The sequence below is a fragment of the Mycolicibacter senuensis genome, from assembly GCF_003284925.1.
Taxonomy (GTDB): domain Bacteria; phylum Actinomycetota; class Actinomycetes; order Mycobacteriales; family Mycobacteriaceae; genus Mycobacterium; species Mycobacterium algericum_A.
The window spans coordinates 1-6,541 of sequence record NZ_QMEX01000177.1; the positions used below are offsets into that span (position 1 = coordinate 1).

Below are 6,541 nucleotides of genomic sequence, written 5' to 3' on the forward strand. Positions count from 1 at the left end.
CGCATCGTGCGAGTCGAGGGCGCCGCCGAAGGCGACGGCTGGGCAGAGCCGCTGGCCTCAGCCGGGCCGTGGATGGCGTGGGCGGCCCAGGCCCGCTCGGCCCGACTGGCCTCAGAGCTGAGTACCGAAGCGGACCCAACGAGCGAGCAGTTGTTCGGCCGCACCGCTGTCTATCGCCGCGACAGCGCGCTGCAGCCCGTCCTCCCAGGCCGGCAGCCATTCAGCGCTGCTGGATAGCCCGGCATACGCCACGATCGCACCGGCGGCATTGAGCACCACGGCGTCGCGTACCGGGCCCGGCGCTCCGGCCAGCACCGACCGGGCCTCCTCGGCGTTGGCCTGCGCGTCGCCGCCGAGCAGCTCGTGCACCTCGGCGCGGGCGAACCCGAACCCGGCCGGGTCGAAGGTCAGCCGGTCGATGGTGCCGGCCTGCACCCGCCAGATGGTGCTGGTGGTGGTCGTGGTCAGTTCGTCGAGGCCGTCGTCGCCGTGCACCACCAGCACGCTGGCCCGCCGGGCGGCGAACACCCCGGCCATCACCTCGGCCAAATCACCGAACGCACAGCCGATCAGGCCGGCCCGCGGCCTGGCCGGGTTGGTCAGCGGGCCCAGCAGATTGAACACCGTCGGCACGCCGATCTCACGCCGCGCCAGCGACGCGTTGCGGTAGGACGGCTGGAACTGCGGGGCGAAGCAGAACCCGATGCCGACCTCGGCGACGCTGCGCGCGACGGCGTCGGGGCCCAGATCGATGCGCACCCCCAGCGCCTCGAGGGTGTCGGCGCCGCCGGACAGCGAGCTGGCCGACCGGTTGCCGTGTTTGACCACCGGCACACCGGCGGCGGCCACCACGATCGCGGCCATCGTGGACAGGTTCACGGTGTTGGCGCCGTCCCCGCCGGTGCCCACCACGTCGACGGTCTCGGTGCCGATCTCCTCGGTGGGAACCTTGCGACCGTGCGCCAACATGACGTCGGCCAACTCCCCGACCTCGGCAGCGTTGGGGCCCTTCATCTGCATCGCCACACCGAAGGCCGCGATCTGGGCCGACGTGGCGGCACCGGCCATGATCTGCTCCATCGCCCAGGCCGCCTGGCCCCGGGCGAGGTCCGCCCCGGACGTCAGGCACCCCAGCACCTGCCGCCACTGTGCTATCTGCGCTATCGGCTGCGCCTCACCGCCGGGCTCGACCACGCGCAGATCGTCGCACGCGGCCCACCGGCCACCAAAGCCGCCCGGAAACACCGCAGGTGACGGCCTACACCACACCATTTCTGATGAATTGCCAGCCCCGGGTGGAGATCTTCAACTACATAGCGTCATACTTGCGGATGTGACGAGCGCTGTGGGGTCCTCGGGTACTGCCATCACGTCGCGTGTGCATTCGCTGAACCGTCCCAACATGGTCAGCGTGGGCACCATCGTGTGGCTGTCCAGTGAGTTGATGTTCTTTGCCGGGCTTTTCGCCATGTATTTCACGGCCCGGGCACAGTCCGGTGGCGCCTGGCCGCCACCACCGACCGAGCTGAACCTGTGGCAGTCGGTCCCGGTGACGCTGGTGCTGATCGCCTCGTCGTTCACCTGCCAGATGGGCGTGTTCGCCGCCGAGCGCGGCGACGTGTTCGGGCTGCGCCGGTGGTATCTGGTGACGTTCCTGATGGGCACGTTCTTCGTCTGCGGTCAGGCCTACGAGTACTACCACCTGATCTCGCACGGCACCACGATCCCGTCCAGCGCCTACGGCACCGTGTTCTACCTGACCACCGGGTTCCACGGCCTGCACGTCATCGGCGGGTTGATCGCATTCGTCTTCCTGATGCTGCGCACCACCATGAGCAAGTTCACCCCGGCACAGGCCACCGCGTCGATTGTCGTGTCGTACTACTGGCACTTCGTCGACATCGTGTGGATCGCACTGTTCGCCACGATCTACTTCATCCGATGACCAACCGCCCGATGAACAGGAGTGTCCGGTTGAAGACACTGAGGAAGTGGGCCCGACCTCACCACAACCAAACCGTCGCCCGGCGCCGGCTCCGGCGTCGGCTGTCCGGCGGCCTGCTGCTGCTGGTCGCACTGGCCATGGCCGGTGGACTGGCCGCGGTGGTGACCCCGACCCCGCAGCTGGCCGTCGCCGACGAGTCCGCCTCGGCGCTGCTGCGCACCGGCAAGCAACTGTTCGACACCTCGTGTGTGAGCTGCCACGGCGCCAACCTGCAGGGTGAGCCCGGACGGGGACCGAGCCTGATCGGCGTCGGCGAAGCCGCCGTCTACTTCCAGGTCTCGACCGGGCGGATGCCCGCAGCCCGCGGTGAGGCCCAGGCACCCCGCAAGTACCCGCTCTTCGACGACAACCAGATCGACGCCCTGGGCGCCTACGTGCAGGCCAATGGCGGCGGCCCCACCGTGGTCCGCGACGCCGACGGCAGCATCGCGCAGGCCTCGCTGCGCGGCGACGACCTGGGCCGCGGCGGCGACCTGTTCCGGCTCAACTGCGCGTCCTGCCACAACTTCACCGGCCGGGGCGGCGCGCTGTCCTCGGGCAAGTACGCGCCGGACCTGGCACCGGCCAACGAGCAGCAGATCCTGACCGCGATGGTGACCGGTCCGCAGAACATGCCGCGCTTCTCCGACCGGCAGATCTCCATGGAGGAGAAGAAGGACATCATCGCCTACGTCAGAGCCGTCACCGAGGAACATGATCCGGGCGGTTACGGGCTGGGCGGCTTCGGTCCGGCGCCGGAGGGCATGGTGATGTGGATTGTCGGGATGGTCGCTGCCATCGGCGCGGCTTTGTGGATCGGGGCACGCTCATGACCGAGGTCGGCAAGGACACCGCCATTCCCGACGCGGCCGAGCTGGCCGCGATGAACACCGAGGAGCTGCTGGCACTCGGTGGCCGCATCGACGGCGTGGAGACGATCTTCAAGGAGCCGCGCTGGCCGGTCGAGGGCACTCGGGCCGAGAAGCGGGCCGAGCGCAGTGTCGCCGGCTGGTTTCTGGCCGCCGGCGGCTTCGGCCTCGCCCTGCTGCTGATCTTCGTGTTCTGGCCCTGGGAGTACGCCTCGGTGGACTCCGCGGGCGGATTCGCCTACTCGTTGGCCACTCCGCTGTACGGGCTGACCTTCGGGCTCTCGGTGATGCTGCTCGGCATCGGCGCGGTGATGTTCGTCAAGAAGTTCATCCCCGAAGAGATCACCATCCAGGAGCGCCACGACGGCAGCTCCGCCGAGCTGGACCGTAAGACGGTCGCGGCACAGCTGACCGACGCATTCGAGGGCTCGACGATCGGGCGGCGCAAGCTGCTCGGGGCGTCGCTGGGCATCGGATTCGGCGCGTTCGGGCTGGGCACCCTGGTGGCCGGGGCCGGCGGCCTGATCAAGAACCCGTGGAAGCCGGTCGTCGACACCGCCGAAGGCAAAAAGGCCATGCTGTGGACCTCGGGATGGACCCCGCGCTACCGCGGCGAGACCATCTACCTGGCCCGCGCGACCGGTCACAGCACCAATTCGCCGTTCATCAAGATGCGCCCCGAAGACCTCGACGCCGGCGGCATGGAGACCGTCTTCCCGTGGCGGGAGTCCGACGGCGACGGCACCACCGAGGAATCACGCGAGAAGCTCACCGAGATCATGATGGGCGTCCGTAACCCAGTGATGCTGATCCGCATCCGGCCCGACGACATGCCCAACGTGGTCAAGCGCAAGGGCCAGGAGAGCTTCAACTACGGCGACTTCTTCGCCTACACGAAGATCTGCTCGCACCTCGGCTGCCCGTCATCGCTGTTCGAGCAGCAGACCTACCGGATCCTGTGCCCGTGCCACCAGTCGCAGTTCGATGCGCTGCACTTCGCCAAGCCGGTCTTCGGCCCGGCGGCACGCGCACTGGCTCAGCTGCCGATCACCATTGACACCAATGGGTATCTGGTCGCCAACGGCGACTTCGTCGAACCTGTCGGACCGGCCTTCTGGGAGCGCACCTCATGAGCCCTGCAATCGGCGATCTGCTCGCCCGTCAAGCAGACGACATCGACACCCGCTACCACCCGGCGGCGGCACTGCGACGCCAGTTCAACAAGGTCTTCCCGACGCACTGGTCGTTCCTGCTCGGCGAGATCGCGTTGTACAGCTTCATCATCCTGTTGCTGTCCGGCGTCTACTTGACACTGTTCTTCGACCCGTCGATGGCCGAGGTCATCTACCACGGCGTCTATCAGCCGCTCAACGGGGTGCAGATGTCGCGGGCCTACGAGACCGCACTGAACATCTCCTTCGAGGTCCGCGGCGGGCTGTTCGTCCGGCAGCTGCACCACTGGGCGGCGCTGATGTTCGCCGCGTCGATCATGGTGCACCTGGCGCGCATCTTCTTCACCGGCGCGTTCCGGCGGCCGCGCGAGGCGAACTGGGTGGTCGGATCACTGTTGTTGATCCTGGCGATGTTCGAGGGCTATTTCGGCTACTCACTGCCCGACGACCTGCTGTCCGGAATCGGCATCCGGGCCGCACTGTCGTCGATCACGCTGGGTATGCCGGTCATCGGCACCTGGTTGCACTGGGCGCTGTTCGGCGGCGACTTCCCGGGCACCATCCTGATCCCCCGGCTCTACGCCCTGCACATCCTGCTGCTGCCGGGCATCATCCTGGCCTTGATCGGCGTGCACATGGCGCTGGTGTGGTTCCAGAAGCACACCCAGTTCCCCGGGCCCGGCCGCACCGAGAGCAACGTCGTCGGCGTGCGGGTGCTGCCGGTCTTCGCGATCAAGTCCGGTGCGTTCTTCGCGATCATCACCGGCATCCTCGGCCTGATGGGCGGGCTGCTGCAGATCAACGCGATCTGGAACCTGGGGCCCTACCGGCCATCGCAGGTGTCGGCAGGCAGCCAGCCGGACTTCTACATGATGTGGACCGAAGGGATGGCGCGGCTCTGGCCGGCATGGGAGTTCTACCCCTTCGGGCACACCGTGCCCGGTTCGGTCGGCGTCGCGCTGATCATGGGCGCGGTCTTCATCCTGCTGATCATCTACCCGTTCCTGGAGAAGCGGTTCACCGGGGACTACGCCCACCACAACCTGCTGCAGCGTCCGCGGGACGCTCCGGTCCGGACCGGGATCGGCGCGATGGCGATCAGCTTCTACATGGTGCTGACCCTCGCAGCGATGAACGACATCATCGCGTGGAAGTTCCACATCTCGCTGAATGCGACGACCTGGATCGGACGCATCGGGATGGTGATACTGCCGCCGATCATGTTCTTCGCCACCTATCGGTGGTGCCTCGGGTTGCAGCGCAGTGACCGCGACGTGCTCGAGCACGGTGTCGAGACCGGCATCATCAAGCGGTTGCCGCACGGCGCCTACATCGAGTTGCACCAGCCGCTGGGCCCGGTCGACGAGCACGGTCACCCGATTCCGCTGGAGTACGCCGGTGCGCCGCTGCCCAAGAGGATGAACAAGCTCGGCTCGGGCGGCGCCCCCGGCAGGGGCAGCTTCCTGACCGCGGACCCGGCCTCCGAGGACGCCGCGCTCAACGAGGCCGCCCACGCCAGCGAACGGCGCGCGCTGACCGCGCTGGCCGCGCGCCAGGACGGCGACGGTAACGGCCAGCAGCACTGACCCCGGGCGATCGGGGGAGCTGCGCAGCCTGCTGCGCAGGCTTCCGGTTCTGGCCGGTTCCGCGCCGGAGTTCGATCCGGCGCGGGCACCCGGTGATCCGGTGGAGCTGTTTATCCGGTGGCTGCTGCACGCCGTCGACAGCGGTGTCGCCGAGCCGCACGCCATGACGGTGTCGACGGTGTCCGGATTCGCCGAACCGCGCCCGTCGGCGCGGGTCCTGATCCTCAAGGACGTCGACGGCGCAGGATGGCATTTCGCGGTCAGCTCGGTGAGCCGCAAGGGCGCCGAGCTGGCACGCAATCCCGCTGTGGCGCTGACGTTTTACTGGCCCGCGCTGGGTCAGCAGGTCAGGGTCGAGGGAGTTGCGCATGCCGACCCACCGCAAGTGACGGCCGAGGACTTCCGGGCTCGCTCCGACGGCGCCCGCGCGATGGCGTTGACCGGGCGCCAGAGTCAGCCCTACTGCGATCCCATCGAGATCAGTGAGGCGCTGGCGAAGGCTCGCCTGGAGTTGGACCGGTCCCCCACCCTGGTCCCCGCAGAGTGGGTCTCCTATGCGGTACGCGCCGACACCGTCGAATTCTGGCAGTCCGACCCGGATCGGCGGCACCGCAGGCTGCGTTACGAGCGCGACGGCGAGGGTTGGGCGACGACGCTGCTGTGGCCGTAAGGGGCGTCAGCCGAACCGGGACGGCAGTTCGAGCACCTCGCCCAGCCGGCGCAGGTACAGCCACGGGATCACCGGCATGGCGAGCGTGATCGCGCCGGCCAACCCGTAGCAGACCCATGAGCCGGTGTCCTTGCCGACCGCCATCAGATAGGTCGCGGCGGCGACCATGGTCAACGCACCGCCGAAGGCGCTGCCGAGTACCGTGACGCCGCGCAACAGCACCCGGTCGACCTGCGCCTGGTTGGGCAGCAACGCCGGTC

Annotated in this window: 7 protein-coding genes; 5 read left to right on the forward strand and 2 right to left on the reverse strand. The window is 68.2% G+C overall.

Features of this window, described 5'->3' with window-relative positions:
• Positions 1 to 111: 111 nt before the first annotated feature.
• Positions 112 to 1,194, reverse strand: coding sequence for an anthranilate phosphoribosyltransferase (gene trpD, locus DQP56_RS21740; RefSeq protein WP_112688982.1), 1,083 nt, complete (start codon positions 1,192 to 1,194; stop codon positions 112 to 114).
• A 139-nt stretch (positions 1,195 to 1,333) separates the two neighbouring features.
• On the opposite strand from trpD, the gene ctaE reads away from it, so the two are divergent.
• From ctaE to DQP56_RS21765, 5 genes are read left to right on the forward strand one after another with little or no spacing between them, the layout of a single operon-like run.
• Entirely contained in the window at positions 1,334 to 1,945 is a 612-nt protein-coding gene (ctaE, locus tag DQP56_RS21745; RefSeq protein ID WP_112688966.1) for an aa3-type cytochrome oxidase subunit III, read from the forward strand.
• Positions 1,942 to 2,817, forward strand: coding sequence for a cytochrome bc1 complex diheme cytochrome c subunit (gene qcrC, locus DQP56_RS21750; protein WP_234825777.1), 876 nt, complete (start codon positions 1,942 to 1,944; stop codon positions 2,815 to 2,817). Before ctaE ends, qcrC begins: the two co-directional genes overlap by 4 nt.
• On the forward strand, positions 2,814 to 3,986 hold the full coding sequence (gene qcrA / locus DQP56_RS21755) for a cytochrome bc1 complex Rieske iron-sulfur subunit (protein ID WP_112688976.1): 1,173 nt from the start codon (positions 2,814 to 2,816) through the stop codon (positions 3,984 to 3,986). Before qcrC ends, qcrA begins: the two co-directional genes overlap by 4 nt.
• Positions 3,983 to 5,611 carry a cytochrome bc1 complex cytochrome b subunit gene (qcrB, locus tag DQP56_RS21760; protein WP_112688978.1) on the forward strand — a complete coding sequence of 543 codons (1,629 nt, stop codon included), beginning with the start codon at positions 3,983 to 3,985 and terminating at the stop codon, positions 5,609 to 5,611. Before qcrA ends, qcrB begins: the two co-directional genes overlap by 4 nt.
• A gap of 49 nt (positions 5,612 to 5,660) precedes the next feature.
• Positions 5,661 to 6,281: a pyridoxine/pyridoxamine 5'-phosphate oxidase gene (locus DQP56_RS21765; protein ID WP_205868951.1), complete on the forward strand. Its 621-nt coding sequence runs from the start codon at positions 5,661 to 5,663 to the stop codon at positions 6,279 to 6,281.
• Between the two features lie 6 nt (positions 6,282 to 6,287).
• Here the strand turns inward: DQP56_RS21765 and DQP56_RS21770 are convergent.
• Positions 6,288 to 6,541, reverse strand: a 254-nt coding sequence (locus tag DQP56_RS21770; protein WP_114475788.1) for a DUF2561 family protein, incomplete at its 5' end; no start/stop codon positions are given.